Raw genomic sequence first — 26,356 nt, 5'->3', positions numbered from 1 at the left:
CGATGCGGGCGCTGCGCGCGGACGACCCGGAGGAGCTGGGCGGGCACAGGCTGCTCGCCCGGCTCGGCGCGGGCGGGATGGGCGTGGTCTACCTGGCGCGCGGCGGCGACGGCGCGCTGGTGGCGCTGAAGGTCATCCGGCCGGAGCACGCGGCGAACCCGGCGTTCCGCGCCCGGTTCCGGCGCGAGGTGCGGCTGGCGACGGGGCTGGCGGGCCGCTGGGTGGTGCCGGTCACCGCGGCCGACGCCGAGGCCCGCGCGCCGTGGCTGGCCACGGCGTTCGTGCCGGGTCCCGCGCTGGTGGAGGCGGTGGACGGGTACGGGCCGCTGCCGCCGTACGCCGTCGCCTCGCTCGGCGCGCGGCTGGCGCAGGCGCTGGCGGAGGTGCACGCGGCGGGGCTGGTGCACCGGGACGTCAAGCCGGGCAACGTACTGCTCGCGCTCGACGGGCCGCGGCTGATCGACTTCGGCATCGCGCACGACTCCGGCGCGACCGCGCTGACGGCGCCGGACGCGGTGATCGGCACGCCCGGCTACCTCGCGCCCGAGCAGATCAGGGCGGGCGGCCGGGCGGGGCCGCCGAGCGACGTGTTCGCGCTGGGGTGCGTGCTGGCGTACGCGGCCACCGGCCGCCGCCCGTACGGCACGGGCAACCCGGCGGCGGTGCTGTACCGGACCGTCCACGAGGAACCGGACCTGCGGGGTCTGAAGGGACTGCCGCGAGGGCTGCGGACGGCGATCACGGGCTGCCTGGCGAAGGATCCGCAGGACCGGCCCGCCGCGGCGGAGTTGGCGGCTTCCCTCGCCGCGGAACCGGCCGCCGCGCTGGGGCCGGGCACGGCCACCGCGGACGACGGGCCGGACGCGGCGCCGGACGCGGGGCCGGACGGAGGGCCCGTGGACCCGCGGCTCCCGGTGCCACCGCCGCCGGACGCGGACACGCGCGTGCTGCGGGACGGCACGGCCGGACCGGCGTCGGAGACGCTGCCGTACGAGGGCACGGAAGCCGCCGACCACGGCGTGGCGGAGCGGGGGCCCGCGCCGGACCCCCGGCCCCCGGGCGGCGCCGACGAACCGGCGCCCGGCGTACGCGCCGCGGACCGGCCCCGCGCCCCCGGCTCGCGCCCCCCGGGCGCCCCGACCGCCCCGCCGCCCGCGCCCGCCGCCGACCCGCGCGACTGGCTGCCCTCCCCCGTGCTGCGGCTCGTCGCCGAGCGGTCCGCCGGGGCGCTCGACCCGCCCCCGCGGCAGACCGCGCTCGCCGATGCCGTGCCCGAGGCGGTGGACACCACCGCCGCGGGCGGGCAGGGGACTTCGCGCCGCCGGTTCCTCGTCGTCGGCGGGTCGGCCGCCGCCGTGCTCGCCGCCTCGGGGGCCGGCGCGGCCGCGCTCTTCGCCACCCGTGGCGGCGCCGGCGACAAGGGCGGCACCACGCGGAACCTGCCGACCCACACCATCGCCCTGCACGCCGCCCTGACGGGCGATCAGAAAGCCGCCGGCATCGCCCAGGAACGCGGCGCCCGGCTCGCCGTGGCGCGGCACAACGCCCGTGACGACGTGCGCTTCCGGCTCTCCCTCGCCACGTACGACGACGGCGGGGAGGCGCGCCGGGCCCGGGACGTGGTGCGCGAGGTGCTCGGCGAGCGCGCGGTGCGCGCGGTGCTCGGCCCGACGACGGTCGAGACGCTGCGCGCGGCGGCCCCGCTGTACGGGGAGGAGTCGATGGCGGCCGTGAACGTGTCGGTCGACACCGACGCGGCCGACGTGGACAGGACCGACGCCCCGTCGCTCGTCGGCACCCGGGTGTCGGGCGCGTACCAGGCGCATCCGGTACTCGACTACCTGAGCCGGGTGCGGAGGGTGGTGCGGACCGCCGTCGTGGACGACCGGGCGGCGGGGGACGCGGCCCGGAGCGTCCTGACGACCCTGCGCGAGGCGCCGCCCTCAGAGGGCGAGGTGAGCTTCCACCAGGTGGCGGCGTCTGCCGGGTTCGGCTCCGCCGTCGCCGAGGCGCTGGCCGGGGATGCGCGGGCGGTCGTCTACGCGGGTGCCTCCGCGGAGCGCGCGGCGGCGTGCGCACGCGCGCTCGCCGGGGCGGGCTTCGACGGGCCGCGGACGTCCTTCGAGCCGATGATGCGGCCGGCGTTCCTGCGTGCGGCGGGGACGGCTGCCGAGGGCTGGGTGTTCGGCGCCCCGTACACGGCGGCGGAGCAGGCGAAGTCGGCGGCGGCCCACGACTTCACGGCCGCGTACCGCGAGGGGTACGACGCCGCACCGCCCCGCTGGGCGGCCGAGGCGTACGACGCCGTGGGCCTGATCGCCGCCGCGCTCGACGCCCTGGGCGGCGGCGCGGAGATCGTGCGGGGCCAGATCGCGGAGCGGATCGTGGAGATGAACCACGCCGGCGTCGCCAAGCCGCTGCGCTTCACCCGGGATCTGACGCACACGCTCCAGCCGGGCAAGGCGGCGTTCCTGTACGAGGCCCGGGAGGGGGCGTTCCGCTTCCTCGGCCGCCACGACCAGGTCACGTAATCACCCGAAACTTTCGACCCCTGCCTCTCCGAACGGGATCTTCATAACGCATCGTCAGCGGACCCCCGCTGCCACTCCTCCCCGCACAACAGCCTGAGCTGCAAGGTTAGTTAGCAAGCCCGGCACCACCTCGAAGTAATGTTTCGGAATCAGCGCCGAAACTGTTGACAGCACTTCCCTCCGGTCCAACACTGACGCACGACCCGTTCGGCGCCACCCTGGCCCGGCGGCAGGCACGCGTACCTGCCGTCACGAGGAGGAAGAATGAACACGAACGGCACCCCCCACGGCGTAAGCCGCCGAAAGTTCGTCGGCCGCGCCGGCGCGGTCGCCCTCGGCGCGTCCGCGGCGACGCTCCTGCCCGCGGGAGCAGCGCACGCGCAGACCATCACGACCAACCAGACCGGCACCCACAACGGGTACTACTACTCGTTCTGGACCGACGCGCAGGGCACGGTCTCGATGACGCTCGGCAACGGCGGCAACTACAGCACCTCGTGGCGCAACACCGGCAACTTCGTCTGCGGCAAGGGCTGGAGCAACGGCAGCCGCCGCAACGTCGGCTACTCCGGCAGCTTCAGCCCCTCCGGCAACGGCTACCTCTGCCTCTACGGCTGGACCTCGAACCCGCTCGTCGAGTACTACATCGTCGACAGTTACGGCACCTACCGGCCCACCGGCGAGAACCGGGGCTCGGTCAGCAGCGACGGCGTCACGTACGACCTGTACCACACGATGCGGTACAACGCCCCGTCCGTCGAGGGCACGAAGACCTTCCCGCAGTTCTGGAGCGTCAACAGGTCCAGGCGGGTGGGCGGCACGATCAACACCGGCGCGCACTTCGACGCCTGGTCGCGGGCCGGGATGCAGCTCGGCAACTTCAGCTACTACATGATCATGGCGACCGAGGGCTACCAGAGCAGCGGCAGTTCCAACATCAACGTCGGCTGACGGAACCGGCGTCCCGCAGGTGGGGAAAGGCCGCGGGACCGGCCCGCACCGGGCCGGTCCCGCGGTCGTCGCGCGCTCGCGGCGCGCTCGCTCCGTCACTCCTTGATGCGCTCCCGGATCCAGACGCCGGCCTCCTTCAGCACGCCGGTGCCCGACCACTCGTTTCCGTCGCAGGTGCCCTCCTTGAACACCGCGCCCGAGCGGAAGTCGTCGGAGAAGTTCCAGTTGGTCCAGGAGATGCCCTTCTCCTTCATGAGGTCGAGGTACCGCTGCGACATCGCGAAGTCGTTGGCGCCCTCGCCCGCGTAGTTCTGGGTGCCGAACTCGGTGACGAACACCGGGAGTTCGTCGGCGGCGCGGGAGAGCGTCTGCAGGTACTCGTCCCCGTGCGAGGCGGCGTAGAAGTGGAAGGTGTACATGATGTTGGCGGCGTCGACCGGGTTGTCGATCACCTCGCGCTCGTCCGCGCCGTCCGAGACGCCGAAGGAGGACCAGGCGCGGGTGCCGACGAGGACGACGCCGTCGGGGTCGTGCTGCCGGACGACGGGGATGATCTCCTCGGCGTACGACTTGACCGCTCCCCAGCCGACGCCGTTGGGCTCGTTGGCTATCTCGTAGAAGACGTTGGGCTGGTCCGCGTACCGGGTCGCCATGTCGGTGAAGAAGCGCTTGGCGAGGTCGGTGTTGGCGTTGGGGTCGCCCGGGCTGAGCATGTGCCAGTCGATGACGGCGTACATGCCGCGCTCGACGGCCTGGTCGACGACGCGCTGGGCGAGGGCGGTGAACCGCTCGGGGTCGGTCTCGTAGCCGTCTTCCTGGACGTACGTGGACACGCGCAGCACGTCCGCGTCCCAGTCCTGCGCCAGGGCGTCGAGGGAGCCGTCGGTGAGGCACTGCTCGTACCACTGGGTGCCGTGCGAGCTCATGCCGTTCAACTGGACCGCCTGGCCCTGCTCGTTGCAGAGCGTGGTGTCGCAGACCGCCAGCCGGCCGTTCTCGGCGACGGGCGAGCCCGCCGGGGCGGCGGCGCGGGCGGCGGCCCGGTCCGCGCTCGCGCCGCCGGACTCGCCGGCGTCGCGGCCGGCCGCGGCCCGGCCCTCGTCGGCTCCGGCGCTGAGCTGCGGGGTGAGGGCGAACAGCAGCGCGGCGGCCGCGACGCTGGCGGAACCGAGCAGGAGGGGCTTGGTCCTTCGCATGGGGGGTCTCCAGTTTTGGGGGGTGTGCCATCCGGCGCGCGGATGGGCGTGGCCGGAAAGCTAAGGTCCTTTCCGCGCGCCGTCAAGACTGGAAGGAAACTTTCCTAACTACGCCCGGGGAGCGGGCAGTCGGCCGGCTACAGCACGAGGTAGAACACCAGCGCCAGCGGCGCGACGACCGCGATGGTCAGCGCGATGATCCAGGCGGTGACGCCGAAAGTGCGGTCGTTGTCCACGCGGTCCTCCTCCGGTACGGCCGGCTGCCCGGCAGCTCGGCCTGGAGGGGGGCGACGCCAGTATGCGACGGATTGCGCGGGACGTGTGCCGTTTCGACCGAGCGAATCGGCCGCTGACGGGGGGCGAATCGGCCGCACGAACCGCCACCTGCTTGCATAATCGTCGGCATCGAACTGGAGGGGAACGCCAGTGCCATCCGACGGATGTCCGCGGTGCTTCGCACCGCTCAAGGAGGACGACAGGCCGAGTTGTGCGTGCGCGGCGGACGCGGCGCAGGAATCGGACGCGCCGACGACCGGGCAGCGGACCGAGCCCCGGCTGATCAGACCGTACGTCATGCAGGCGGCCGAGGCCGGCGGCGAGAAGGACGTGGACGGCGGCGGACAGGGGCCGGGTACGGAACTGCTGCCGGTGCCGCGCGCGGCGTTCCTGCCGCAGCCGGTGCCGGGCAGCGCGGTCGTACACGTCGGGAGCACGGAGCCCGGGCCCGATGCCGCGCAGACGGCCGCGGGCCGCGGCGGGCGGCGGGCACGCCCCACCGGGCTGCTGCTCGCGGGCGGCGGCGCGGCGGCGGTGATCGCCGGGCTGATCGTCACCGCGGGACTGCTGACCGGCGGCGACGAGTCGGACGACGCGGGCCGCGGGCCGGCGGGGGTCAGCGCGGCGCCGTCCGGCGGCGGCGAGGCGGACGGCGGCCCGCTGGGCGGCGACGACGGGGGCGGCGCACCGCCGGCCGGCGGCGGCGGGGCAGCACCCGACGACCGCGCCGGCCGCGACCGCGGCGGCGACGGGTACGCGCCCCCGGACGGCCGCGGGGCCGCCGGTGACCCCGCGGATGATCCGGCGGACGACCTCGCGCCGGGCCGCGCGAACGGGCAGATCGGCTCGGTCGCCCCCACGGCCCCGCCCGCGGACGGCACCTCGCACCCGCCGTCCTCCTCCCCCACCGGCGACGCGCCCGCTCCGACCGGCCCCCCGGTGCTCGGCCCCGGCGACTCCGGCGCCGAGGTGGCCGAGTTGCAGCACCGGCTGCGCCAGGTCGGGCTCGGGCTGCTGCAGCCGGCGGACGGTGCGTACGACGACGGCGTACGCACCAGCGTGCGCACCTTCCAGTCGGTCAACGGCCTGGACGAGGACGAGCGCGGCGTCTACGGACCGGAGACCCGGCGCGAACTGGAGTCGCGCACGGACGAGCCCTGAGCCCGCCCGCCCCCGCGGAAGCGGCGACCGCCCCCGGCGCGCGGTGGGCCGAACCGGCCGTGCGGCCGCGGGGGTTGCCGCCCGGGGCGCCCTGCCTTAGATTGCGTTCACCATCTTGAACGATGGCTCACGACGTGAACAGGGGCCTGGACACGCGAGGGCGAGGAGAGGCCACCGTGGGCATACCCAGCGCCGGCCGAGACACCGCGGCGACCGCGGAGTTCCGTGAGTTCTTCGAGCACCACTACGCCGAACTCGCCCGCCTGGCGAACTCGTTGAGCGGCGAGGCGGACGGCGCGGACGACGTGGCGGCCGACGCGCTCGTCGCGCTCTGGCACCGCTGGGACCGGGTACGCGCCGCCGACCACCCGGCCGCGTACGCCCGCGGGGTCGTCGCCAACCTCGTCCGCAGCCGCATCCGCAGCGCCGTACGCGAGCGCCGCCGCATCGCCCTGTACTGGACCGACAGCCACGAGCGCGTCGAAGGACCGGACGTGCCGGCGGTCGTGGACGTACGCGAGGCGCTGCGCGGGCTGACCTTCCGCAAGCGCGCCTGCGTGGTGCTGCGGCACGCCTTCGACCTCTCCGAGCGCGAGACCGCGCACACCCTCGGCATCTCCGTGGGCACCGTCAAGAGCCAGACCGCCAAGGGCGTGGCCCAGCTGGAACAGGCGCTGGGCGGCGGCGCTCAGCCGACGCTCGGGCGGGTGCGCCGGGCGTAGGCGCGGGCGGCGCGGGCGCGGTCGCCGCAGCGGGTGGAGCACCAGTGGCGGCGGCCGTGGCGCAGCAGGTAGCGGTTGCAGGGGCTGGAGCCGCAGGGGGTGAGGCGCTCGGCGTCCGGACCGGTCAGCAGGTCGGCGGCGTCGGCGGCGAGGACCGCGAGCGCCCGGTCGAGGATCTCGTTGGTGGGGCACGGCGCCGCGCGGTACGGGCCGTTCTTCTCGTCCCAGTACAGCAGCGCGGCCGTGGGGGCGCGGCTGAGCGCGTCGTTGACGGCGGCCAGCGCCGCCGGCAGGGCCGGCAGCCCGTCGGCGCGGGCGGCGAACAGCACCCGCAGGTGCTCGCGCAGGGAGCGCAGCTGTGCCGCGCAGATCTCCCGGATCCCGGCGTCCGCCGGCGCGAGGCCGTGCCCGGTCAGCCAGCGGTTGGCGCCCGCGGGGGTGCCGAGGAGGTCGGCGAAGTGCCCGCCGGGCAGCGCCATGGCGCTGTTGACGAAGTCGAGCGAGGGATAGTCCTCCGCTCCCGGCGCGGGGGTGGCGACGAAGTCGCCGGTCGGGCTCTCGGGCATACGCCTCATGGTACGGGTTGCCGTCATCCGTGAGGCACGGCTATGGTTCCTCACGGATAAATCACCTGCCATCCGTGAGGTTCTTCATGGCCGTTTCCGGCACGACCGCCGCGCAGTTCCCCGTACGCGTCCTCGGCGGGCCCACCGCCCTCTTCGAGTACGGCGGTCTGCGCTTCCTGACCGACCCCACCTTCGACCAGCCCCGCGACTACGAGGTGCCGGGCGGTGCACTGACCAAGACCGCGCCGCCCGCGGCGGCGCCGGCGGGGCTGGGCCGTATCGACGTGGTCCTGCTCTCCCACGACGAACACCCCGACAACCTCGACGAGTCCGGCCGGGCGCTGCTCGCGGACGTGCCGCTGACGCTGACCACACCGGGCGGCGGCAAGCGGCTCGGCGCCGGGGCCCGGGGGCTGGCCGACTGGGAGACGGCCGAGCTGGACCGGCCCGGCGGCGGTACCGTCACGGTCACCGCCGTGCCCGCCGTGCACGGCCCGGAGCCGCGCGCGGTCGTGGAGGCGGCGCTCGGCGAGGTCGTCGGGTTCGTGCTGACCGGCGAGGGGCTGCCCGTCGTCTACGTCAGCGGCGACAACGCCTCGCCGGCGGCGGTGGCCGAGACGGCGGGGCGGTTCGGCCCGGTGGACACCGCGATCCTGTTCGCCGGCGCACCGCGGGTGCCGGTGCTCTTCGACGGGGAGCCGCTGGTGCTGGACAGCGCGCAGGCCGCGGAGGCGGCCGGGGTACTCGGTGCCCGAAGGGTCGTGCCCGTCCACTACGACAGCTGGTCGCACTTCACCGAGGGCCGCGAAGAGCTGGCCGCCGCCTTCGATGCGGCCGGGATTGGAGACCGGCTCGACTGGGGGCGGCGGGGCTGAACCGTCCCGGGCCGTCCGGGCCTGCGGCCGTCCGGCGGGCGCGCGTCCCGGCCGGGCGGCCGGGCCCGCACCGGCCGCCCCGGGGCGTAGGCGCAGGTCCGCCGGCCGTGGCCGGCACCCCGCCCGCCGTACCGCGGGAGCGCGCCGCGTACCGTCGGCGCAGTCCGGCCGCCCCCGCGCGCCCTGTCGCGCCCTCGACCGAAGGAACCCCAGGTGACCACGACCGCGCCCGTCCCGCCCGCCGTCGGTACGCGGGCCCGCGCGCAACGCCGTGCCCTGACCGTCCTGTTCGCCGCCCAGGTGCTCAGCGGCGCCGGCCTGGCCGCGGGAGTCGTCAACGGCGCGCTGCTCGCACAGGACATGCTCGGCTCCACGAGCCTGGCCGGGCTGCTCGGCGCGCTCGCCACCGCCGGCGCCGCGCTGGCGGCGGCCGTCATCGGCCGGCTCTCCGACGCGTACGGCCGCCGCCCCGGGCTGGCCGCCGGATATCTGACCGGCGCCGCCGGCAGCGCGGGCGTCGTCGCGGCGGCGGTCGCGGGCAGTTCGGCGCTGCTGTTCACGGCGATGGTCGTCTACGGCGCGGGCACCGCGACGAACCTCCTGGCCCGGTACGCGGGCGCCGATCTGGCGACGCCCGCGTACCGCGCCCGCGCCGTGTCCACCGTGCTCGTCGCCACCACGCTGGGCGGGGTGGCGGGCCCCAACCTGGCGGTGCCGGCGGGCGATCTGGGCGTCGCGCTCGGCGTGCCGCGGCTGTCCGGGCTCTTCCTCGTCTCGGCCGCCGCGTACGGCGCCGCCGCCCTGGTGCTGGCGGTGTGGCTACGCCCCGACCCGCTGCTGCTCGCGCGCGAACTCGACGCGGCGGAGCACGCCGCCGCGGCGCCCGCCGCCGCGGCAGGGGGCCCGGACAGGGAGCCGAATGCGGACACGGCGACGGGCACGAAGCCGTCGTCCGGTCAGTCCGGCCGGCGCCGTCCGGGCGTACTGCCGGGTGCGCTGGTCATGGTGGTCACCCAGCTCGTGATGGTCTCGATCATGACGATGACGCCGGTCCACATGCACGACAACGGCCACGGCACCGCCGCCTCCGGCCTGGTGATAGCCGTCCACATCGGCGCGATGTACCTGCCGGCGCCCCTGTCCGGCTGGCTGGTGGACCGCCGCGGGCCGCTCGTGGTCGCCGTCGCCGCCGGTCTCGCCATGCTGGCCGCGGGGCTGGTCGCCGCCACCACCGCCGAGTCCACCGCCGTGTTCGCGGTGGCCCTCGCGCTGCTGGGGCTGGGCTGGAGCCTGGGCCTCGTCAGCGGTACGGCGATGGTCACCGACGCCGTCGCACCCGCCACCCGGGCCCGTACCCAGGGCCTGGTGGACGTCGCGATCTCGGCCGCGGGCGCCGGCGGCGGCCTCGCCTCGGGGGCGGTGGTCGCCGGCGCCGGCTATCCGCTGCTGACCATCGGCGGCGGCATACTCGCGCTCGCCGTCGTGCCCGCGGCCGTCGCCGCGTCGGGCGGGGTCAGCCGACGTTGACGCCGTAGTCGGTGGCGATGCCGTGCAGCCCGGAGGCGTATCCCTGGCCGACGGCGCGGAACTTCCACTCCCCCGCGCGCCGGTACAGCTCGCCGAAGACCATCGCGGTCTCGGTCGAGGCGTCCTCGGACAGGTCGAAGCGGACCAGCTCGACGCCGTCGCTGCGGTTGACCACCCGGATGAAGGCGTTGCTGACCTGGCCGAAGTTCTGCCCGCGCAGATCGGCGTCGTGGATGGACACCGGGAAGACGATCTTCTCGACCTGCTGCGGCACCAGGCTGAGGTCCACGTTGATCGACTCGTCGTCGCCGTCGCCTTCGCCGGTGAGGTTGTCGCCGGTGTGCTCGACCGAACCGTCCGGGCTGGTGAGGTTGTTGTAGAAGACGAAGTGCTGGTCGGACAGCACCTTCCCGGAGGCGCCGCACATCAGCGCCGAGGCGTCCAGGTCGTGCGCCGCGCCCGTCGTGGTGCGCACGTCCCAGCCGAGCCCCACCGTCACGGCCGTCAGGCCCGGTGCCTCCTTGCTGAGCGAGACGTTGCCGCCCTTGGCCAGGGAAACTCCCACGATCACCCCTCCACCTCTGATGTCCCTTCGCCACCCTACAGGCGGTGGGCACACGTCCGGACACGTTCCGTCGTACGCCGTACGGGACGGTGCCCGGCGGCCGCGCGGGGCGCCCGCCGTCAGGTACGCGCCCGCTGGGTGACGGCGATGCAGGCCAGGACGACCACCGCCGTCACCGGGGCGAGGGGGGCGAGGTGTTCGCCCATGAGCAGCACCGACCAGACGAGGGTGAGCAGGGGTTGGGCGAGCTGGATCTGGCTCGCCCGCGGCACCCCGATCACGCCCATGCCGCGGTACCAGAGCACGAACCCGCCGAACTGCGCGACCGCCGCGATGTACGCGAGTCCCGCCACCGACTGCCCCGTCATGTGCACGGGCTCCCGCGGCAGTGCCAGCGCGGCGACGAGGGCGGTGGCGGGCAGGGCGGCCACGCAGGCCCAGGCGATGACCTGCCAGCCGGGCAGGTGCCCGGCGAGCCGGCCGCCCTGGGCGTAGCCGGCGGCGCAGAGCAGCAGCGCGCCGAACAGGTAGAGGTCGCCGGCGCCCGGCAGGCCACGGCTCCGGCTCAGCGTGAACACGAGCACCGCGAGGGCGCCGGTGCCGGCGGCGGTCCAGAACGTACGCGACGGGCGGCGGCCGGTGAGCAGGGCGGAGCAGGCGGCGGTCGCCAGCGGCAGTACGCCGATGACGACGGCGGAGTGCGCGGTGGTGGAGGTCTGCAGCGCCAGCGTGGTCAGCAGCGGGAAGCCGAGGACGCAGCCGCCGGCGACGGTCAGCAGCGCGGCGCGGTCGCTCCGGGCGGGGACAGGGGCGCGGGCGGCGAGGAGGCAGCCGGCGGCGAGCAGACCGGCCAGCAGGCCGCGTACGCCCGTCGCCGTCCAGGGGCCGAGGCCCTCCAGGGTCCAGACGGTGGCGGGGAAGCTGAAGGAGAAGGACACCACGGCGAGGGCCGCCAGGGCGGTGCCGGTGCGGACCGGTGCCGCCGCTATCGCCGCCGGACGGGTAGCGCTATCTTGTGCTGTCATGAACGACAGTAGCAGTGTCGCCCAGCTGGTCGCGGCGCTGCGTGAGGAGTTGAAGCGCTACTCGCCGGGCGAGAAGCTGCCGTCCAGCCGGGCGCTCGTGACGCAGCACCGGGTGAGCCCCGTGACCGTCTCCCGGGCGATCGCCGCGCTGACCGCCGAGGGCCTGGTGGCCAGCAGGCCGGGCGCCGGGGTGTTCAAGGCCCCGGCCCGCCGGGCCGCTCGCGCGCCCGGCGACGTCTCCTGGCAGGAGGTGGCCCTGACCGCGGACCCGCCGCACGCCGCCCTCGGCACCGGCCGGCGCGGTGCCGACGCCGCCGGGGTGCTGGCCACGCTCGCCGCGCCGCCGCCGGAGGTCGTCGACCTGAGCGGCGGCTACCCGCACGCCTCGCTGCGCCCGGAGCGCGCGCTGGCCGGGGCGCTGGCCCGGGCCGGCCGGCGCCCCGGCACCTGGTCCCGGCCGCCGGTCGAGGGGCTGGCCGAACTGCGCGACTGGTTCGCCCGGGACATCGGCGGCCCGGCCGGCTCGCTCGGCCCCGCCGACGTGCTCGTCACCGCCGGCGGGCAGAGCGGGCTGACCACCGCGCTGCGGGCGCTGGCCGCCCCGGGCTCGCCGGTGCTGGTCGAGTCGCCGACGTACCCGGGGCTGCTCGCGGTCGCCCGCGCGGCGGGGCTGCGGCCGGTGCCGGTGCCGCTCGACGCCGACGGCGTACGGGCCGACCTGCTGGCCGAGGCGTTCGCCGCGACCCGCGCCCGGGTGTTCGTCTGCCAGCCGCTGTTCCACAACCCCGCCGGCGCCGTGCTGGCGCCCGAGCGGCGCACGGCCGTGCTCCGCACCGCGCGGGCCGCGGGGGCGTTCGTCGTGGAGGACGACTTCGCCCGGCGGCTCGCGCACGCGGACGCCGCGCCGGTGCCGCCGCCGCTGGCCGCCGACGACCCGGACGGCGTGGTGGTGCACGTCCGTTCGCTGACCAAGGCCGCCTCCCCCAGCCTGCGCGTCGGGGCGCTGTCGGCGCGGGGGCCGGTGCTGGAGCGGCTGCGCGCGGGCCTGGTGGTCGACAGCCTCTTCGTGCCCCGCCCGCTGCAGGAGACCGCGCTCGAACTCGTCGGCTCCCCCGCCTGGGCGAGCCATCAGCGGTCGCTCTCCGACGCGTTGCGCGAGCGCCGCACCGCCGTGCTGGCCGCGCTGCGCACGGAGTTGCCCGGGCTCGTACCCGAGCGCCCGCCGCTCGGCGGCTACCACCTGTGGCTGCGGCTCCCGGACGGCGCCGACGAGGCGGCCGTGGCCGCGGCGGCGCTGCGCCACGGCGTCGCGGTCACGCCCGGCGCGCCGTACTTCACCGCCGAGGCGCCTGCGCCGCACCTGCGGCTGAGCTACGCCGCAAGTACGGGTCCGGCGCAGTTGCGCGACGGCGTGCGCCGGCTGCGCCGCGCGTTCCCCGCCGACTCGCCGCTCGCGGACGTGGGCTGAGTCCCCTCTGCCCCGGCCCGCGGGCCGGGGCAGAGGGGACACGGCGGCAAATCCCGCGGTGTCAGCGGTCCAGCAGCTCGTCGATCTTCCGCTCCGCCGCCTGCCACGCCTGCGCGGGCGTCAGCCGCTGCTGCTCGACCGGCAGGATGCCGGCGTCGGTGATCTGCTGCTGGATCGGCTGGTCCTGCGCGCCGAGTTCGAGGGTGGGGATGCTCTTGGCGGCGATGGAGAAGATCTCGCCGGTCGGTGCGTCGTTGAAGTACGGGTGCGTGGCGTCCGCGACCTGCGGCAGCTCGTACGCCGCTTGCGAGCTGGGGAAGCTCGCCCGCTTCTCGAAGAGCCGGGCCTGCTGCTCGGGCGCGGTCAGCCAGGCCGCGAGCCGCGCCGCCGCCTCCTTGTGCTCGCCGGCCTCGGGCACGGTGAGGAACGAGCCGCCCCAGTTGGCGGGCTTGGGCGCGGTGGTGATGTCCCACTTGTCGGCGGCCGCGGGGCCCGCCTTCTCCTGTATGTAACCCAGCATCCAGGACGGGCAGATGACGGTGGCGAAGGCGCCCTCGGCGAAGCCCTCGTCCCAGGCGGGGGTGAACTGCTTGAGCCGGGCCGTCATCTCCCCCTGCGCCGCCTGCATCGCCAGGTCCCAGGAGATCTCGACGGCGGGGCTGTCCTTGTAGATGGCCTCGCCCTCGCGGCCGAAGTAGCGGACGGGGAAGCTGCTGATCGAGCCGTTGTAGACGCCGGCCGCCGAGTCGACGAACGCGGTGCCCTCCGGGGCCTCGGCCATGTAGTCGGCGCCGACGGCGAGGTACTTCTCCCAGTCGGAGAACCACAGCGCGGCGACCTCCTCGCGGTCGGTCGGCAGCCCGGCGGCGCGGAAGAGGTCCTTGCGGTAGCAGACGGCCATGGGGCCGATGTCGGTGCCGAGGCCGACGGTCTTGTTCTCGTCGGTCGTCGCCTGGTCCCACTTCCAGGGCAGGAAGGCGCCCTCGTCGACGCCGGTCGCGGTGCCGAGGTCCATCAGCCGGTCGGCGCGGGTGGCGACGACCTCGCTGATGTTGCCGACCTCGACGGCCTGGATGTCGGCCAGCCCGCGGCCGGAGTCGAGGGCGGCGCGCAGCTCCGGGTAGTACTCCTCGTTGCTGGGTGCGGCGCTCTCCTCGATGGTGACGTCGGGGTACAGCTTCTCGTACTCGTCGTAGAGCCCGGCCTCCTCGAAGCCGAAGACGCCGAAGACGCCGACCGTCAGCGTGACGGGCCCGCCGTCGCCGCCCGCGCCGGCGTCCGGCGCGGCGGCGGGTGAGCCGCCGTCGAGCAGCGCGCAGCCGGCGAGGAGGCCGGCGGCCACCGCGGCGGCGAGGGCACGGGACGTGCGGGTACTGGTGCGTGAGCGTGTGCGCATGGGACTCCCCCGGGAAACCGCCGCCGCGCCCCTCCCGGTGACGGGGCGCGGCCTGGGTTTGGGAGCGTAGCGTGGGAGCGCTCCCGAAGACATCCCATCTGCACATTTTTCGGCTGCCGTGAGGCGGTCAGTCCACGATCGCGCCGCAGGTGATGTTCAGCTCCGACGCCGTGATCGACGCGGCCCGGTCCGAGGCGGCGAAGGCGGCGGCGTTGCCGACGTCCGCCGGCGTCGCCGTCCGGCCCAGCATCGTCGGCTCCGTGAGCGAGGCGACCAGCTCCTCACGGGCCTCGAAGCCGTCCGGGATGGTCTCGGGGATCCCGCCGGTCTTCAGGCCGACGACGCGCACGCCGTGCGGGCCCAGTTCTGCGGCCAGTTGCTTGCGCAGCATGTCCACGGCGCTCAGGGCGACCTGGAAGCCGCCGATGAAGTAGCCCTGCATCGGGTCGCCGACGCCGCCGAAGGTCAGGAGCACGCCGGACTTCTGCCGGATCATGTGCCGGGCGGCGGCCTTCGACGTCAGGAAGGTGGTGCGCACGGCGTTGTGGACGGGCGCTTCGAAGTCGCGCAGCGCCATCTCGGCCAGGGGCGTGCCCTGCACGTCGCCCACGGAGACGAGGTTGATGGAGATGTCGACGCTGCCCGCCTCCTTGGCCACGGCGTCGGCGTGTGCGTCGACGGCGGCCTCGTCCAGGGCGTCGACGACGGCCGTCGACACGGTCCCCCCGGCGTCGCGCACGTCCGCGGCAACGGCCTCCAGGCGGGCGGGGGTCCGGCTCGCCAGGTGCACGGCCGCCCCCTCGCGGGCGAAGCCGAGCGCGACGGCGCGGCCGATGCCGCCGGCACCGTAGACGAGGGCGTTCTTGTCCTTCAGCAGCATGGTGGTCCTCACTTGTCGAACACGGCTGTCGCCGTCGTCGGTTGTCGTCGGTCGTCGAAGGTCGTCGTCGGTTTTCGCCGGTCGTCGTCAGTTGCCGAATGCGCTGCGGGCGCCGGTGAGCCAGGTGCGCCACCTGTCCTCCTCGCGGGCGGCCGCGCCGGGCGGCGCCCCGTACAGGCGGGCGAGGAGGTTCGCCGAGAGCGGGGCGCCGGGCGCCATCGGGAAGCAGGAGAGGGCGTACAGCGCGGGGTACGGCTCGGCGGCCCGCAGCAGCACGTAGCCCGTGCTCCGCTCCTCGACCGTGCCGGCCAGCTCCGGTACGCCCGCGGGGGTGCGGAACGGGGTCCCGGCCGCCGCCCCGGCGATGCCGAGGAGGCGGTCGAGGACGGCGGCGGCGCGGGGGCGCTCAGCGGCAGGGAGGCCGAGGCCGACGAGCACGTCCACGGTGCCTGCGGGCCGGCCGGCGAAGTGCGTCAGGTAGGCGCGCAGCACGGTGAGCGACATCCGCCAGCCCTCCCCGGCCCCGTCGACCAGGTCCTCCCAGCCCTCGCCGCCGTGGCGGAAGCCGTTGACGACCCGTACGACGCAGCTGCCGCCGTCCCCGGCCTGCACGAGGAACTCCGTGGCCAGCGGGGGCGCGTCGGGTCCCGCCGGCTCCTCGTAGCCGAAGCGGTGGGGCGGGTCCCAGTCGGTGACGGTGGCGTGGACGGTCTCGCCGTAGGGCTCGCGGCGCACGGTCATGGCGCCGCCCGGGGCGGGGTCGATGTGGGCGGGGAAGAGCCAGGCGGCGTGGCCGGGCCCGGTGGCGATGGCGCGCCACACCTCGTCGGGGGTGCCGGGGACCACGATCTCGTGGCTGGTGAGCCGGGCGGTGGGGTCGTCGTCGGTCACGGCCGCTCCTCGTCCGTGGGCGTGCCGGACGCGTCCGCGGCCACCGGCGGCCCGGGTGCTTCCGGTCCCGCCGGCGCCTCCGGCGCCGGCGGCTCGGGCGCGCCGGGGTCGACGCCCTTGGGCACCGGGTGGACGGCGACCATGAGCCGCTGCCAGCGGCCGTCCGGCGCGGACTCGTCGTGGTACTTGGACACCAGCCCGCCCACCGCGGCCGTCAGCTCCTCGGCGAACGCGGCCCGGTCGGCGGGCGAGCGGAACCGCACGGCGGCGTCCAGCCCGTAGACCGGCAGCCGCTTGCGGCCCCGTACGGCGTTGCGGGCCATCCCGCCGACCTCCGCGACCACCCGGGCGGCCAGCGCGACGACGTACGCCGCCGACAGCCGGTCGCCGCCCGGCCGCGGCCCGCCGGCGGCGGCCCCCAGCGCCTCCGGGGAGACCACGTACCCCGCGGCGCTGGCCACGAGCTGCCGCTCGGTCAGCCCACCCCACACCCGGGTGCCGGCGACCTCCACGAGGCCGTGCTTCTCCAGCAGCCGCAGGTGGTAGTTGACCCGCTGGCGGGGCACGCCGAGCCGGCCGGCCAGGGCCGAGGCGGAGGCGGGCTCGCGCAGCTCGGCGAGGAGCCGGGCCCGTACCGGATCCAGCGCGGCGGCGGCCGAGGCCGGATCCGCGATCACGTCGATGTCCTGCATGCCGCCAAGACAACCCTTGACAAATAATTTTGTCAAGGGTTGAGCCGGGCACACACACCCGACCGGCTACGCGGACGCCCGGATGGCGGCGGGAATCCGGTTGCCGCGCGGGGAGCGCCGCTGACAGGGTCGTCGCCATGCCGACACCCACCGCCCGCCTCTGCGGCCCCGGTACGGCCGCGCCGTTCTTCCGCGGCCGCTTCACGACGACCGCGGCGGACTTCCCGACGGGATCCGCCGCGCCCGCAGAGGAGATCCCCCGGTGACAGCCGAGCTACGGGAGGTCCGTGCGAAGCAGGGCGCGGACACGGTCACCGTCTATCAGGCCTACGGGCCCGCCATCGCGGAGCCGGCGCTGCGGGCGGGGACGTTCGTCGCGCCGTTCAAGCGGGAGCGGATGACCTGGATCAAGCCCTCGTTCCTGTGGATGATGTACCGCTGCGGGTGGGCCGAGAAGCCCGGGCAGGAGCGGGTGCTGGCCGTGGAGATCTCCCGGCAGGGATTCGAATGGGCGCTGCGCCACTCCTGCCTGAGCCATCACGACAGCCGGATGTACGCCACCCGCGACGACTGGCTGACGGCGAAGAAGGCCAGCCCGGTGCGTGTGCAGTGGGATCCGGAGCGGGACATGGCGCTGCGGCCGCTGGCGCACCGGGCGATCCAGATCGGGCTCTCCGGTCCCGCGGTCGGGGGCTACGTCGACGAGTGGATCCGCGGGATCGAGGACGTCACGCCGCTCGCGCGCGAAGTGCGCGCGCTGCTGCGGGAGAAGAGGCGGGAGGAGGCCGCCGCGCTGCTGCCGCGGGAGGACGCCTGCCCGCTGCCGGACGACGTCCGGGCCCGTATCGGCGCCGGCTAGTGCTGTGACCGCAAAGCTTGACCGGGTCCTGTGGCGGCCCAGGCAGCGGCGACCAGGGGGCGGTGGAGATCAGTGCGCCGGACGCACGCCCCGATGGTGAGTTCGCCGGGACTGGACGGGGTGGCGACGGCCCGGAGCCGGTTCCTGATGCTGCAGTGCTGTAGGACGAGGTCCGGGATGATGCCGGTGCCGTAGTCGAGAGCGACCAGGGTGAGCAGGGCTTCGTGTCCGTCGGCCTCCGCGGCTATGCGGGGGGTGATGCCGATACGGCGGAACCACCGGTTGGCGATGTCTCGGACCAGACCCTGTCTCGGGAGCACGAAGGGCTCGTCGGCATCAGGAAGCTGCACGCTTGATCGTGGTGGGTCGGCTCGGACGAGGACGAGCGGGGTGCGGGCGACGGCGCGGGCGAAGAGGGTGGCCGGAATCCGGGAGGGCAGGGCCGCGACGGCGAGGTCGGCCTCGCCGTCGTCGAGGAGCGCGAGGGCGGCTGCGGCGTCACCCGTCCGCACCGAAATCTGCACCCGGGGATGGGCGTCTCGCAGAGGTGCGAGCAGCTCGGGCAGCAGGCTCTGGCAAGCCGTGACCGAGGCGAATACCCGTAGCCGGCCGCCGAGTTGGTCCCTTGCAGGGTCATTGTCGCAGTAGCGGTCCCAGAGCTCCAGGGCATCTGTCACATAGCGGCGAAAGCGGTGACCGTGCTCGGTCAGCGCGACACCGTGCGGGCCGCGGTCCAGGAGCCGGCGCCCGGTCGTGGCCTCCAGCCGCTGCACGGTACGGGACAACGTAGCCGGGCTGACATGGCAGTCGGCCGCGGTTCGGGTGAAGCTCAGAGTCGAGGCGAGATGGAGGAAGAGCCGGTACTGGTCGTGGTCCTGCATCTTTCACCTTCCGGAACGCCATGCTGCGGATGTTGCGGTTGCCGCCAGGTCTGCCCGGACCCTACAAACGGGTCATGCCACGAAGCGATAACACCCGCCCGCGCCCCGCATGGTTCTTCCGCGAGTACGAGCCCGTCGGCATCGACCTGGGAAGCGCGGCAGCGGTGGCCTCCTACGACAGCAACCAGGGCACCGACCCGGACGCCGACGATGCGCTGCTCGACCGGCTTGGCGTCGTCGCGGACACCCGCCTGGTCGACTTGGCCTGCGGCACCGGCTCGCTGGTGGTCCAGGCCGCACGACGCAGAGCCGAGGCCCACGGCGTCGATGTCTCGGAGGAGATGCTCGCCTTCGCCCGAGGCAGGGCGGAACGGGCCGGTGCCAGCGCGCACTGGCACCGGGCCGGGTTCTTGGACTACGCCCACCAGGCAGGGCCCGCGGACGTGGTGACCACCAAGTCGGCCCTGCACCAGCTCCCGGACTTCTGGAAGCAGCAGGCGCTGATCAACGCGGCCGACATACTGCGGCCGGGCGGCACCTTCTATCTGTGGGACGTCATCTTCAGCTTCCCGCCCGCCGACGCCGCAGAGCATCTGCAGCGGTGGATCGACACCGCTGGCCGGCCCGAGGGCCGGGGCTTCACCCGGGCGGACTTCGAGGCGCACGTTCGGGAAGAATTCTCCACATACACCTGGATCCTGGAGGGCATGTTGGAACGGGCCGGCTTCGACATCGTCTCGCGTGAGTGCCGCACGCCGACGCACGGCGAAATTCTCTGCCGCCGCCGGTAGCTTCTCCACCTGGTACGGTCGGGGATCCCGGCTGGTCACGCTGTATTGGCAAGAGGACGTCCGCCCCATCGGATGGCCTGGACAGGCTCGGCCACCGCGCCTCCAGCGGTCGGATCGGGCGTCGCCGCACATCCAAGCGTCACCACCACCAACCCGGTGAACCTATGCGGTCACAGCACTGGGCGGCGGTCTGCGGCGGCGGGCGGGGGCCGCTCGGTCAGCCCAGGATCAGGGGGAGTTTCGCCGCCGTCGGGCCGAGGGCCGTGCGCTCCGCAGCCGTGGGGGTGCGGCGGCCGGTGGCAGTCAGGAGGGCGTCCGTGTCGGTGAAAGCCTCCGGGAACGCCGCACCCGTGATCCGCTCCAGCAGCGCGCGGGACTCCGCGAGGCCCGCCGCGGGCGGGCCGGGGACGTGCGGGAGGTGGGCGGTCAGGTCCAGGTGGTGCAGGGTCCACTCCAGCACGTACGCCGCGAGGTAGTCGCCGGCCGTGAGGACCATGTCCTGCGTGCTCACCCGCAGTGCCGGGTCGGCGAGTTGCGCCGCGCGGCCGGCGGCGGAGCCGACGTCGTCGAGGTGGAACTTGAGCAGCGCCGGGTCCTCGTACGCCGCGGCCAGCCGGGTGGTGAGCGCGTCGAGGGGGTCCTCGCCGGTGGGCGGCTCGTCGCTCACGTGCCAGTAGCGCGCCGCGTCGACCGTCGGCTCGCCGCCGGCCGGGGTGACCAGGGTGATGAGCACGTCCTGCGCGTCGATCACGAAGTGGCAGACGAGGTCGCGGACGAGCCAGCCGGTGCACCCGGAGGGCTGCGCGAAGTCCTCGTCGCCGAGGTCGGCGACCGCCGCGCGCAGCGCCGCCCAGGAGGGTACGAATTGGTCCACCTCGGCAACCTAGTTCGGCGCCGCACCGCGGACAACTCGATTTGGCGGGTCCCGGTCCTGCGCGGCATCCGCACGGCCTGCGACGCTGCCGGCCGAGCCCCGTGCGGCCGCCGCCGCGGCCCGGTGAGTGCATCGTGACCCGGTCGTGGCCCCCGGGTGCCCGGGGGCGCGGCAGACTGCGCGGGCATGACCTCCACCCGAGGAGAGCGGCGCCGGGCCGGCCGACTGCTCGCGCCCGCCCTGGCCGTCGCCGCCGCCGCAGCCGCGACCGCCGCCCAGGCGGCCGGGGCCGGCGCGGCGTCCGCGGACGGGCGTGCGCCGCGTGACCTCACCCCGCCGTACCACTACGCGTCCCTGCACCCCGAGACCGCGTGGGCGGGCGCGAACGTGCTGCCGCTGGAGTTCGGCCACGCGGGAGCGGACATGCCGGCCGAACTCACCGTCGACGTCAGCGGGATCGAGGGCGTCGCGGACATCACCGGGGGAGCCGACGGCTGCCGGCCGGCCGAGCCGGAGTTCAGCTGCACGATGCGACTGACCGACGACTGGGCCCGGCAGGAGCTGGTCCTCAAGCCGGCCGCCGGGGCGCGGGCCGGCGACTCCGGCGTGCTGCGCTACTCACTCGACGCCGACGGGCTGCCCGCCGTCCGGGGCAGAGTCACGGTGGTCGCCGGACGGCCGGAGCTGCGCGTCAACACCGGCGGCCGCGTCGGCACGAAGGCCGTTGGCGAGTCCTTCGGCACACCGGTCCTCATCCGCAACGAGGGCGACGTGCCGGCCCACGGCGTGGACCTCGTCCTCGACTCGGACGGCACCATGGACCTGGGCGGCCGGCACTCCAACTGCCGCTACGCGGCCGGCGGCAGCGCCATGCGCTGCCTGTTCGCCGACGTCGAGATCGACCCGGGAGAGACGTTCCGGGTCGCGCCCGACCCGCGCATGGAGCCGCGCCTTCGTGCGCTCGACGCCCGGCTCTCGTATGGCGCATGGGCCTTCCACACCGGGTTCCGGCGCGGTCTGCCGCCGGGCGGGACCACACCAGGAAAGGGTGCCCCGCTCGACCTCGTCGTGGACCCCGGCGGCGGCGCCGGGGCCGAGTTCGCCGAGACCTTCGATCCGGCCGACCTGGCCGTGCCGGTCCGCAACGGGGCCGACACCGAGGCCGTCGGCGACACCGTGCGCGGCGCCGTAGGCACCGACCACCGGATCAGCGTCGGCTTCCGCAACAACGGCCCGGCCGAACCGGACACCGCCCGGACCCGCGCCGTGTTCACCGTGCCGCCCGGCGCCAAGGTGGTGGACGCGCCGTACGACCCGGAGCTCGACGAGGAGATGCTCCCGCAGGACTGCGCGAAGAAGGACGGCGGGCGGACGTACGTGTGCACCGGCTATGGCCGGGTCGGCGAGGAGGTCCTCTTCGACTTCACGCTGCGCATCGTGGACAAGGACAACCGCCCCGGGAGCGTGGCCGCATCCACGGTCCTCCTGGACTCCGAGGGCGACGCGCGGGTCCGGGACCCCGAACCCGCCAACGACCGGGCCTCCGTGGGGATGGACGTCCCCGGGGCGCCCTCCGCGTCCGGCACCGGCGTGGCCCCGGCCGTGTGGGGCACGGGTGCCTCGGTCGCCTCGGCGGCCGCCGCGGTGCTGGTGGTGAGGGTGCGCCGGCGACGGAACGGGGACTGAACCCGGCGGGCACCGCGGCCGGCCGCCCGGGCACGGCGGAGGCGGCGGGCGGGCACCGCGGACGAGGCTACGGGCGGAGCCGGGCGAACGCCTCCATGCGGCGCCGGTGGTACTCCAGGTCCTCGTCGTCGTGCTGTACGCCCCGGGCCACGGCGAGCGCGAAGTACACGCCCTCGCGCCGCAGCCGGTGCCGCATGAGCTGCGTCAGCGTCTCGTCGTCCAGCATCTCGGCCGTGCCGCCCGCCTCCCGGTACGCGTCGGCGAAGCGGCGCGCGTCCGCCGGGTTCTCGCAGAACTCGTCGGCGAACTCCAGCGCCGCGCTGCCCACCTCCACCTCGGGCGGGGCGACGAACGACTCGTCCCAGTCGAGGACGGCGACGATGCGCTCCGGGTCGCCGCGGTCGACGAGGAGGTTGCCGTGGTAGTAGTCGCCGTGCAGCGCGTGCCGCGGCAGCGGACGGGCGGCGAACCCGGCCAGCCACCTGTCCAGTTGCGGGTCCCGCAGCCTCGGGTCGTCGTATTCCGCGTCGCCGGCGAGGCCGGTCTCCAGGAAGTTCCGCCGCGGCCGGGGCGGCAGCCGGGCGCCGGCCAGCGCGCGGTGCAGGCGGGCCAGCATGCGGGCCGCGACCGTCGCCGTGCGGGGGTCGTCGCCGGCGGCCCAGACCCCGTCGACGTACGGCCAGAGCGACACCGCGCGGCCCTCGACCCGTACGACCGTGGCGCCGTCGCCGCGCCCCGGAATGGGCAGCGGCGCGACCGCCTCGGCGCAGCCGCCGGTGCGCGCGGCGACCGCGACGCGGTGGCACCACTCGGCCTCCGCCGGGTCCCTGTCGTACGCGCCGATCCGCACCACGTGCTCGCCGACCCGCCACGCGGCGGACTCCTCGCCGCCGTAGAGCCGTTCTGCGGGGCCGGTGACGCCCGTCGCCTCCCGCACCGCCGCCGTCAACGGCACCTCCACGAAGACCACGCCCGCTCACCTGCCCGTTTCGCACTCCGACGCCTTCTCCGCATTCGATCACGGCGCCGCGCGGCGGCGCCGCACGTTTTCCGGCGGCCCGCCCGTACGCCCCGCAATCCCCTTGCGCACCCGAGGCCGCTCCTGGCACCCTGGCCGCCATGACTCACGGAAAGGCGCACACCGCCTCCCTCTGGTGACCGCGGTGACCACTGCGCGCGGGGCATCTCCCCGCTTCGACAGTTCACTTTCCTCGTCCCTCGACCGGCTGTCCCTCGCCGTCGCGCTGCGCGACGAATGGCTGGGGCACGCCTTCTCCACCCTGCCCGCCGACCGGCCCGCGGCCGAAGCCGCCGTCACCGGGCTCTACCGCCTGGCCGGCGCACCGCCCCCGCGGTTCGTCTGGATCCCCTCCCCCGCCGCGGCTCCGCCGGCGCTGCAGGCCGGGCAACCGGCCTTCGCCCGCCCCCGGTTGCGGGCCGCCGAGGCGCCGGCGCGCCGGGACGGCTGGCCCGTGCCGTCCCGGCTGGCGTCGCTGCAGTCCGCGCTGCGCACCCGGCTGGACCGGCGCATCCGGCGCCCCGCGCACCTGTGGCGCGGCCAGCGCCCGCCGTGGTACCACGCCGCGCACACCATGGCCGCCGAGGAGGGGCTCCACGAGGGCTACGCGCTGCGCGACATCCTGTGGACCGCGGTGCACGACCCGCTCGCCGCCACGCTGCTCGACGGCCCGCGGCCCGCGATCCGCACCGCCCTGCTGCCCTCCGACGGCACCGAGCCGCTCGGGCTCACCTTCCACGGCCAGCACGACGCGCACTGGATCGGGCACTACGACATCCTCGCCCGCACCGGCCTCGCCGGCTACCCCGCCGCCGACGCCCGCCAACTCGCCCTCTGGGCCGGTCTGGCCCGCTCCGCGGGCTGGTGGTGGCCGGGCGACGGGGTGTGCGTCGTCGCGGAGCGGCCCGCGGAGGTCCACACCGAGCCGCTGCCCGGTGCCCGCCACGGCGAACGGCGGCTGCACCACCCCGACCGCCCCGCCGTCCGGTGGTCCGACGGCGCCGAGGTCCACGCGCTGCACGGCACCGCCGTGCCGCGGTGGGCCGTCACGGACCCGACGGTGGCGCGGATCCACCGCGAGCCGAACGTCGAGGTTCGCCGCTGCGCCATCGAGCGGATCGGCTGGGACACGTACATCGAAGAGGCCGGCCTGCACCTGCTCGCCAAGGCCCCCGACCCCGGCAACGCCGGCTCCCACCTGCACCTCTACCACGTGCCGCGGCGCGTGTGGGGCACACCGGGGCGCGTCCTGCTGGTCGTCAACGGCTCCGTCGAACCCGACGGGAGGCGGCGCCGCTACGGGCTGAGCGTGCCCGCGGACATCGACGACCCCGTCGCCGCGGCCGGCTGGTCGTACGGGCTCAGCGGCCCGCAGTACGCCCGGCTCGCCCGCCGCACCTGACGTGCCGCCCCGCTTCCCGCGCCGGCTTCCCTTCTCCCACCCCGAGGTGACCCCATGAAGACGCACACGACCACGCCCGCAGCCGTGACCCTCGCCGACCTCACCGCCAGGACCGGCCTCGACGTCCTCGCCCACCTGGAGCGCGAGGTGACCATCCCCGTCGTCGCCGGCCTCCAGGCGCAGGGCGACCTCATCGTCGTACCGCTGGCGCTCCTCGACGGCGTCACCGTCCCGCGGCACGCCCGCTGGGCGGCCGTCCCCGCGGGCGGCGTCGAGCTGCTGCGCGGCGCCGCCGGCGGCAACCCGCACTCGCTCGTCGCCGACCCCGGCACCTGCCGCTGGAGCCGGCGCGTCAACGACCCGCAGCGCCTCGCCCTCGGCGTCCTCGACGCCGCGGCCGTCGCGTACCTCATCCACCCGGAACACGGCGGTACGGGCATCGCCCCCGGCACGTACGTCATCCGCCGCCAGCGCGAACGGAGCGAGAGCACGGGGCGGTTCGGGAACCGGTTCATCGCCGACTGACGCCGGGCCCGCCCGGGGCGCCGCGCCCCGGGCGGGGCCGCCCGCCCGGGCCACGACGCCGTGCGGGAGGCCGCCCGGGGAAGAACCGGGCCGGTTCTGCCCGTTCGGGAGCCGTCCCAGTCCCGTTCCGGTACGGTCCTTGCTTCGGAATCGGCCCGTAGCGCAGGGGTGAGACGGTGGCGGACGACGTCGGCGAGCTGATCGAACGGCTGGCCCTGTGGCGGACCGGGGACGGCGGCGGCTACGCCGAGGAGAGCCTCCGGGAGCGGGCGATCGCCGCGTTACGGGAGCGGGGTCCCGAGGTCGTCCCCGTGCTCGTCGACCGGCTCGACGCCCTCCTCGCCGACCACGCCGCGCACCTGGAGCGGGTCGGGGCCGTCACGGCGGCGTGGGACGCCTGGTACGAGGAGGGTGACGCCCTCGTCGACGAACACGGCGTGGGCAAGGTGTTCGAGTTGGAGCGCTACCGCACCATCCCCAGCGACAGCCTCCCGCAGCGCGACCCCCGCGACGAGCACTACCAGGACCCGTACGACCTCAAGCAGGGCATCGTGGAGGCCCTGCGCCGCATCGGCGACGACCGGGCCGCGCCCGTCTACGGCCGCGCGCTCCGCGACCGGGCCTGCATCCACCACGCCGCGACGGCGCTGCGCGGCACCCGCCTCGACGGCGCCGTGCCCGCGCTGCTCGACGCCGCCGCGAGCATCGAGCCCGACGACACGGCCTTCGCCGCGGTGCTGCGCACGCTGGAGCACTACGGCGCCACCGTGGCGCAGGTGCGGGCCCGGTTCGAGGCCGAGTCCGGGCCGCAGGCCCGGGTCACCCTGATGCACGTGATGAAGAAGCTGCCCGGCGACGGCGCCGGCAGGCCGGCGGACGAGGAGGTCAGGGACGCGCTCGTCTTCCTGGCGATGAGCCGTTCGGCCACGGAACGGCACATGGCCATCAGGGAGTTGAAGGCGCTCGGGACGCTGGACCCGATCGGTGGCCCGCACGGGGACGCGCGGGAGGCGCGCAACCCGTGGGACTCGTGGGCCGCGGACATCGACGGCACCGGCATGGAGGCGCCGCCCCCGGCCGAGGCGGTCCACGCCGCGATCGTCCTCGCCGCGCACGGCGGCCCGCCCGGCCACGACCGCGAACTCCGGCGCCGGCTGCGGCACATGGCCGAGGACGCCCCGTCCGCGGCGCGGGCCGTCACCGCCGTACTCGCCCGCGAGCCGCGGCCCGGCGACGCGGAGCTGGACCTCGCGCTGCGGCTCGCCCTGCGGCTCCGCCCCGACCGGGCGGCGGAGCACCTGCCGCTGCTGCGCGCCCTGCACGGGCTCACCTCGTACCCGCCCGGGCGCTCCGGCGCGCTGCGCGCCCTGCACCGCGAGGGCAGGCTGTTCCTGCTCATGCTGCACGAGGACCCGGTGCTCCGCGCGGAGGCGCGGGCCGTCTTCGACGACGTCGCCGAGCCGGCGGACCGGGAGCGGTTCGCGGAGTACGAGGCGCTGCGGCTGGGCACCTGGGGGCGGCTGGTGCGCAAGCTCAAGGGCCGGTAGCCGGGCGGGCTTTCCGGGGGGACGTTCCGGGGGCGTCCGGCGGGCGGCGGC

General features: G+C 75.4%; 25 protein-coding genes. 14 read left to right on the top strand and 11 right to left on the bottom strand.

Annotated elements, in window-relative coordinates; all coding sequences use genetic code 11:
* Positions 1–2 precede the first annotated feature (2 nt).
* Positions 3–2,531 carry a bifunctional serine/threonine-protein kinase/ABC transporter substrate-binding protein gene (locus LG396_RS29415; protein WP_225797098.1) on the top strand — a complete coding sequence of 843 codons (2,529 nt, stop codon included), beginning with the start codon at positions 3–5 and terminating at the stop codon, positions 2,529–2,531.
* Between the two features lie 264 nt (positions 2,532–2,795).
* Positions 2,796–3,482 (top strand): endo-1,4-beta-xylanase XynA, encoded by a 687-nt coding sequence (gene xynA, locus LG396_RS29410; RefSeq protein WP_037742753.1) that lies wholly within the window; start codon positions 2,796–2,798, stop codon positions 3,480–3,482.
* A gap of 95 nt (positions 3,483–3,577) precedes the next feature.
* Here xynA and LG396_RS29405 read toward each other — a convergent pair whose 3' ends face one another.
* Entirely contained in the window at positions 3,578–4,678 is a 1,101-nt protein-coding gene (locus LG396_RS29405; protein WP_225797097.1) for a glycoside hydrolase family 5 protein, read from the bottom strand.
* 426 nt (positions 4,679–5,104) lie between these two features.
* On the opposite strand from LG396_RS29405, the gene LG396_RS29400 reads away from it, so the two are divergent.
* Together LG396_RS29400 and LG396_RS29395 are read left to right on the top strand one after the other, a co-directional pair.
* Positions 5,105–6,115 (top strand): peptidoglycan-binding domain-containing protein, encoded by a 1,011-nt coding sequence (locus tag LG396_RS29400; RefSeq protein WP_225797096.1) that lies wholly within the window; start codon positions 5,105–5,107, stop codon positions 6,113–6,115.
* 176 nt (positions 6,116–6,291) lie between these two features.
* Positions 6,292–6,837 (top strand): SigE family RNA polymerase sigma factor, encoded by a 546-nt coding sequence (locus LG396_RS29395; protein WP_225797095.1) that lies wholly within the window; start codon positions 6,292–6,294, stop codon positions 6,835–6,837.
* Here the strand turns inward: LG396_RS29395 and LG396_RS29390 are convergent.
* Complete coding sequence (locus LG396_RS29390) at positions 6,804–7,403, bottom strand: CGNR zinc finger domain-containing protein (protein ID WP_225797094.1); 600 nt, start codon at positions 7,401–7,403, stop codon at positions 6,804–6,806. The two genes, LG396_RS29395 and LG396_RS29390, sit on opposite strands and share 34 nt — an antisense overlap.
* Before the next feature lie 86 nt (positions 7,404–7,489).
* Between LG396_RS29390 and LG396_RS29385 the strand changes: the two genes are divergently transcribed.
* Together LG396_RS29385 and LG396_RS29380 are read left to right on the top strand one after the other, a co-directional pair.
* Positions 7,490–8,278 (top strand): MBL fold metallo-hydrolase, encoded by a 789-nt coding sequence (locus tag LG396_RS29385; protein ID WP_225797093.1) that lies wholly within the window; start codon positions 7,490–7,492, stop codon positions 8,276–8,278.
* A 213-nt stretch (positions 8,279–8,491) separates the two neighbouring features.
* Entirely contained in the window at positions 8,492–9,805 is a 1,314-nt protein-coding gene (locus LG396_RS29380) for an MFS transporter (protein WP_225797092.1), read from the top strand.
* Here the strand turns inward: LG396_RS29380 and LG396_RS29375 are convergent.
* Positions 9,792–10,370 carry a TerD family protein gene (locus tag LG396_RS29375; RefSeq protein ID WP_026276344.1) on the bottom strand — a complete coding sequence of 193 codons (579 nt, stop codon included), beginning with the start codon at positions 10,368–10,370 and terminating at the stop codon, positions 9,792–9,794. The genes LG396_RS29380 and LG396_RS29375 overlap by 14 nt on opposite strands.
* Positions 10,371–10,489: 119 nt before the next feature.
* Positions 10,490–11,311: a DMT family transporter gene (locus tag LG396_RS29370; RefSeq protein ID WP_308190139.1), complete on the bottom strand. Its 822-nt coding sequence runs from the start codon at positions 11,309–11,311 to the stop codon at positions 10,490–10,492.
* Positions 11,312–11,393: 82 nt separating this feature from the next.
* On the opposite strand from LG396_RS29370, the gene LG396_RS29365 reads away from it, so the two are divergent.
* Complete coding sequence (locus LG396_RS29365) at positions 11,394–12,863, top strand: aminotransferase-like domain-containing protein (RefSeq protein WP_225797090.1); 1,470 nt, start codon at positions 11,394–11,396, stop codon at positions 12,861–12,863.
* A 61-nt stretch (positions 12,864–12,924) separates the two neighbouring features.
* Here the strand turns inward: LG396_RS29365 and LG396_RS29360 are convergent, their stop codons facing one another.
* The 4 genes from LG396_RS29360 to LG396_RS29345 form a co-directional block, all read right to left on the bottom strand.
* Positions 12,925–14,259, bottom strand: a complete 1,335-nt coding sequence (locus tag LG396_RS29360) for an ABC transporter substrate-binding protein (protein WP_225797089.1) — start codon at positions 14,257–14,259, stop codon at positions 12,925–12,927.
* 127 nt (positions 14,260–14,386) lie between these two features.
* Positions 14,387–15,139, bottom strand: a complete 753-nt coding sequence (locus LG396_RS29355) for an SDR family NAD(P)-dependent oxidoreductase (RefSeq protein WP_145900999.1) — start codon at positions 15,137–15,139, stop codon at positions 14,387–14,389.
* Positions 15,140–15,226: 87 nt separating this feature from the next.
* Positions 15,227–16,030, bottom strand: coding sequence for an SRPBCC family protein (locus tag LG396_RS29350; protein WP_225797088.1), 804 nt, complete (start codon positions 16,028–16,030; stop codon positions 15,227–15,229).
* Positions 16,027–16,722, bottom strand: coding sequence for an ArsR/SmtB family transcription factor (locus LG396_RS29345; protein WP_225797087.1), 696 nt, complete (start codon positions 16,720–16,722; stop codon positions 16,027–16,029). Before LG396_RS29345 ends, LG396_RS29350 begins: the two co-directional genes overlap by 4 nt.
* A 137-nt stretch (positions 16,723–16,859) precedes the next feature.
* On the opposite strand from LG396_RS29345, the gene LG396_RS39455 reads away from it, so the two are divergent.
* Both LG396_RS39455 and LG396_RS29340 read left to right on the top strand, forming a co-directional pair.
* Positions 16,860–16,988: a hypothetical protein gene (locus LG396_RS39455; RefSeq protein WP_263979734.1), complete on the top strand. Its 129-nt coding sequence runs from the start codon at positions 16,860–16,862 to the stop codon at positions 16,986–16,988.
* Positions 16,985–17,581 (top strand): DUF4291 domain-containing protein, encoded by a 597-nt coding sequence (locus tag LG396_RS29340; RefSeq protein WP_225797086.1) that lies wholly within the window; start codon positions 16,985–16,987, stop codon positions 17,579–17,581. The genes LG396_RS39455 and LG396_RS29340 overlap by 4 nt, the downstream gene beginning before the upstream one ends.
* Here LG396_RS29340 and ilvY read toward each other — a convergent pair.
* Positions 17,578–18,462, bottom strand: coding sequence for an HTH-type transcriptional activator IlvY (ilvY, locus tag LG396_RS29335; protein WP_225797085.1), 885 nt, complete (start codon positions 18,460–18,462; stop codon positions 17,578–17,580). The two genes, LG396_RS29340 and ilvY, sit on opposite strands and share 4 nt — an antisense overlap.
* 74 nt (positions 18,463–18,536) lie before the next feature.
* Between ilvY and LG396_RS29330 the strand changes: the two genes are divergently transcribed.
* Complete coding sequence (locus tag LG396_RS29330) at positions 18,537–19,253, top strand: class I SAM-dependent methyltransferase (RefSeq protein WP_225797084.1); 717 nt, start codon at positions 18,537–18,539, stop codon at positions 19,251–19,253.
* A gap of 217 nt (positions 19,254–19,470) precedes the next feature.
* Here the strand turns inward: LG396_RS29330 and LG396_RS29325 are convergent, their stop codons facing one another.
* Entirely contained in the window at positions 19,471–20,127 is a 657-nt protein-coding gene (locus LG396_RS29325) for a maleylpyruvate isomerase N-terminal domain-containing protein (RefSeq protein WP_225797083.1), read from the bottom strand.
* 186 nt (positions 20,128–20,313) lie between these two features.
* Between LG396_RS29325 and LG396_RS29320 the strand changes: the two genes are divergently transcribed.
* Positions 20,314–21,813: a COG1361 family protein gene (locus LG396_RS29320; RefSeq protein WP_225797082.1), complete on the top strand. Its 1,500-nt coding sequence runs from the start codon at positions 20,314–20,316 to the stop codon at positions 21,811–21,813.
* 67 nt (positions 21,814–21,880) lie between these two features.
* Here LG396_RS29320 and LG396_RS29315 read toward each other — a convergent pair whose 3' ends face one another.
* Positions 21,881–22,783 (bottom strand): phosphotransferase enzyme family protein, encoded by a 903-nt coding sequence (locus tag LG396_RS29315; protein WP_225797081.1) that lies wholly within the window; start codon positions 22,781–22,783, stop codon positions 21,881–21,883.
* 193 nt (positions 22,784–22,976) lie between these two features.
* On the opposite strand from LG396_RS29315, the gene LG396_RS29310 reads away from it, so the two are divergent.
* From LG396_RS29310 to LG396_RS29300, 3 genes are all read left to right on the top strand, one after another.
* Positions 22,977–24,233 carry a DUF6745 domain-containing protein gene (locus LG396_RS29310; protein WP_225797080.1) on the top strand — a complete coding sequence of 419 codons (1,257 nt, stop codon included), beginning with the start codon at positions 22,977–22,979 and terminating at the stop codon, positions 24,231–24,233.
* A 54-nt stretch (positions 24,234–24,287) separates the two neighbouring features.
* Complete coding sequence (locus LG396_RS29305) at positions 24,288–24,758, top strand: DUF8820 family protein (RefSeq protein WP_225797079.1); 471 nt, start codon at positions 24,288–24,290, stop codon at positions 24,756–24,758.
* A 176-nt stretch (positions 24,759–24,934) separates the two neighbouring features.
* Positions 24,935–26,305, top strand: coding sequence for a hypothetical protein (locus LG396_RS29300; protein ID WP_225797078.1), 1,371 nt, complete (start codon positions 24,935–24,937; stop codon positions 26,303–26,305).
* The last annotated feature ends 51 nt before the right edge of the window (positions 26,306–26,356 follow it).

This window comes from Streptomyces aculeolatus (assembly GCF_020400605.1).
Lineage (GTDB): Bacteria > Actinomycetota > Actinomycetes > Streptomycetales > Streptomycetaceae > Streptomyces > Streptomyces aculeolatus.
Note: the sequence above shows the minus strand (reverse complement) of the source record. Positions and strands in the feature narration are given on the sequence as shown.

What these genes read in the sequence shown, in the direction of transcription:
- ilvY (WP_225797085.1), bottom strand. Translation starts at nt 18,462, where the DNA reads ATGCAGGACCACGACCAGTACCGGCTCTTCCTCCATCTCGCCTCGACT.
- LG396_RS39455 (WP_263979734.1), top strand. Translation starts at nt 16,860, where the DNA reads ATGCCGACACCCACCGCCCGCCTCTGCGGCCCCGGTACGGCCGCGCCG.
- LG396_RS29305 (WP_225797079.1), top strand. Translation starts at nt 24,288, where the DNA reads ATGAAGACGCACACGACCACGCCCGCAGCCGTGACCCTCGCCGACCTC.
- xynA (WP_037742753.1), top strand. Translation starts at nt 2,796, where the DNA reads ATGAACACGAACGGCACCCCCCACGGCGTAAGCCGCCGAAAGTTCGTC.
- LG396_RS29330 (WP_225797084.1), top strand. Translation starts at nt 18,537, where the DNA reads ATGCCACGAAGCGATAACACCCGCCCGCGCCCCGCATGGTTCTTCCGC.
- LG396_RS29405 (WP_225797097.1), bottom strand. Translation starts at nt 4,678, where the DNA reads ATGCGAAGGACCAAGCCCCTCCTGCTCGGTTCCGCCAGCGTCGCGGCC.
- LG396_RS29345 (WP_225797087.1), bottom strand. Translation starts at nt 16,722, where the DNA reads ATGCAGGACATCGACGTGATCGCGGATCCGGCCTCGGCCGCCGCCGCG.
- LG396_RS29360 (WP_225797089.1), bottom strand. Translation starts at nt 14,259, where the DNA reads ATGCGCACACGCTCACGCACCAGTACCCGCACGTCCCGTGCCCTCGCC.
- LG396_RS29355 (WP_145900999.1), bottom strand. Translation starts at nt 15,139, where the DNA reads ATGCTGCTGAAGGACAAGAACGCCCTCGTCTACGGTGCCGGCGGCATC.
- LG396_RS29415 (WP_225797098.1), top strand. Translation starts at nt 3, where the DNA reads ATGCGGGCGCTGCGCGCGGACGACCCGGAGGAGCTGGGCGGGCACAGG.
- LG396_RS29365 (WP_225797090.1), top strand. Translation starts at nt 11,394, where the DNA reads ATGAACGACAGTAGCAGTGTCGCCCAGCTGGTCGCGGCGCTGCGTGAG.
- LG396_RS29385 (WP_225797093.1), top strand. Translation starts at nt 7,490, where the DNA reads ATGGCCGTTTCCGGCACGACCGCCGCGCAGTTCCCCGTACGCGTCCTC.
- LG396_RS29390 (WP_225797094.1), bottom strand. Translation starts at nt 7,403, where the DNA reads ATGCCCGAGAGCCCGACCGGCGACTTCGTCGCCACCCCCGCGCCGGGA.
- LG396_RS29320 (WP_225797082.1), top strand. Translation starts at nt 20,314, where the DNA reads ATGACCTCCACCCGAGGAGAGCGGCGCCGGGCCGGCCGACTGCTCGCG.